The sequence below is a fragment of the Caballeronia calidae genome, from assembly GCF_900044055.2.
GTDB classification, from domain to species: Bacteria; Pseudomonadota; Gammaproteobacteria; order Burkholderiales; family Burkholderiaceae; genus Caballeronia; species Caballeronia calidae.
The window spans coordinates 1-2166 of record NZ_FCOX02000231.1; the positions used below are offsets into that span (position 1 = coordinate 1).

Here is a 2166-nt window from a genome sequence, read left to right on the forward strand (position 1 = left end):
GTAAGCCGTCCATCTTTGACGTCTGGCGGTGATCGACTGGAGCGAGGAGCATAGGTGTCCACCAATTTCGAGGTGGACACCTATGCCTGACAAAGACTCAGAGTTAAGAGTAGTTCGACAGAGCCGCGATGGCCGGCGGCGCTATGACGAAAAAGGTAAGCGTGCTCTCATTGAGGCGGCGCTCCAACGCGGCGTTTCGGTCGCCCGTCTAGCGCAGGAACACGGCATCAATGCCAATCTGCTGCGCAAATGGATCACGAAATACCTCCTGGAGCGGGAGAAAGGCGTTTCGCCGGCAACGCATGAGCTCGTCGCTAAAGACCGGGAAACGCCGTCTGTGGCAGAAGTGATCGACGGCACAGCCATCGAGGTTCTGCGTTCGCGCAAGCCCGACCCGCCTACGGATACCTCATCCGCATTCGTCCCCGTCGTTACAGGACCGCCGGCGTTCTCGCCTACACCGGCGGTGCCCGTGATGACGCTTGCGTTGCACGTACGCCTGTCGAACGGTGTCGAGTTTGACATCGGGGATGCTGGCATCGACGAACTGACCACTGTGGTCCAGATGCTCGGGAGGATGCCATGTTCCGGTTCGACGAAAAGCTGAAGGTTTACCTGTACCGCGATCCAGTCGATTTCCGCTATGGCATGAACAGCCTCTCGATTCTCGTCGAGCAGGGCATGCATCTGAACCCAATGGACTCCTCTCTTTACATCTTTGGCAACCGGCGTCGCGACCGGATCAAGATCATCGGCTGGGATGGTAGCGGGTTCTGGCTTCTGATAAAACGTCTCGAGGCCAGTCGATTTATCTGGCCAGACAAAAAGACCGAAGTCGTGACGATGACGACCGACTTGCTCCACGCGCTGCTCGACGGCGACGACATTACCTCAATCCAACGGCATCCAAGGCGGGAATATCTACGCGTGAGCTGAACGCGTGCCAGGCACGCGGGTCTAATCCGGCATGCCAACCCAGATCACGATCTCCGCCGACGAACTCAACGCGTTACTCGCCATGCGCGAAGCGTACGGCACTCTCGAGCGCGAGCACGAAGAAACCCGCAGCATGCTTCGTCTGGTGACTGCGCAGCGCGACTTGGCCGAGGAACGGCTGCGTGCCTACCGACGTGATCTATTCAGTGCAAAGAGCGAGGTGCGGGACTCGGAACAGTTCGGACTGTTCAACGAAGCTGAAGCACTCGGCGCAAATGCGACACCCGCCCAGGAAGATACCCCCGAAACGAAGGTCGCCGGGCATACACGCAAAAGACGTGGCCACCGCAAGCCGCTTGATCCCGGTCTACCCCGCGAGATCCGACGGCATGAACTTCCGGAAGCCGAGCGCTTCTGCAGCAACGATGGCCACGCGCTGGTGGAGTTCGGCGTTGAAATCAGCGAGCAGCTCGACGTGATTCCCGAGCAGGTTCGCGTGATCCAGCATCAGCGTGTCAAGTATGCCTGCCCGTGCTGTGATCTGGGCATCAAGGTCACGCCGTCACCGCTTCGCATCATCCCCCGGGGTCTACTGACCGAATCGGCACTCGCCTGGATCGCGACCGGCAAGTACCAGTTCGGCATGCCGCTATACCGCCAGGCTGGCCTGCTGCGTCGCTTCGGCGGTGATATCTCATCTAACACGATCGCAGCCAGCATAGTTCGCGTCGGCCTGGCGTCGCAACCCGTGATCAATCTGATGCGCGACGCGCTGCTTGATGCCAAGGTGATCCTGTGCGATGAGACGACCTTCCAGGTGCTCAAGGAGAAAGGACGCAAGCCACAGACGAAGAGCTATCTGTGGTCACAGATGACGGGCACGGGAATCCCGATCTGTTGCTATACCTACACGCCGGGTCGCGGGGCGAAGCTGGCTGACAAGCTGTTCGCAGGCGTGCAGGAAGGCGCTGCGCTGATGACCGATGGCTACGAGGCTTATAACGGTATCGCCGAGCGGTACAAGCTTGTGCACCTTGGATGTCTTGTGCATGCGCGCCGCTACTTTGTGAAGGCGGAGGAGAACGTCCCCAAGGCTGCACGCACGCCAGATCTGCTTGCAACACGCTTCATCAAACTGTTTGGCAAGTTGTTCGCCGCCGAGGCGCGCAGTAAAACGTGGAGTGCGGACCGGCGTCAGCGCCTGCGGCAACGCTATAGTGCCCGCGTACT

3 protein-coding genes are annotated in these 2166 nt (G+C 59.6%); all 3 read left to right on the top strand.

Going from position 1 to position 2166, the window contains the following annotated elements:
• Positions 1-82: 82 nt before the first annotated feature.
• Positions 83-607 carry a transposase gene (locus AWB78_RS42230; RefSeq protein WP_062613213.1) on the top strand — a complete coding sequence of 175 codons (525 nt, stop codon included), beginning with the start codon at positions 83-85 and terminating at the stop codon, positions 605-607.
• Entirely contained in the window at positions 583-936 is a 354-nt protein-coding gene (tnpB, locus tag AWB78_RS42235) for an IS66 family insertion sequence element accessory protein TnpB (protein WP_062613216.1), read from the top strand. The genes AWB78_RS42230 and tnpB overlap by 25 nt, the downstream gene beginning before the upstream one ends.
• A gap of 31 nt (positions 937-967) precedes the next feature.
• The coding region (gene tnpC / locus AWB78_RS42240; RefSeq protein ID WP_062613218.1) for an IS66 family transposase at positions 968-2166 on the top strand (1199 nt) is incomplete at its 3' end.

What these genes read in the sequence shown, in the direction of transcription:
- AWB78_RS42230 (WP_062613213.1), top strand. Translation starts at nt 83, where the DNA reads ATGCCTGACAAAGACTCAGAGTTAAGAGTAGTTCGACAGAGCCGCGAT.
- tnpB (WP_062613216.1), top strand. Translation starts at nt 583, where the DNA reads ATGTTCCGGTTCGACGAAAAGCTGAAGGTTTACCTGTACCGCGATCCA.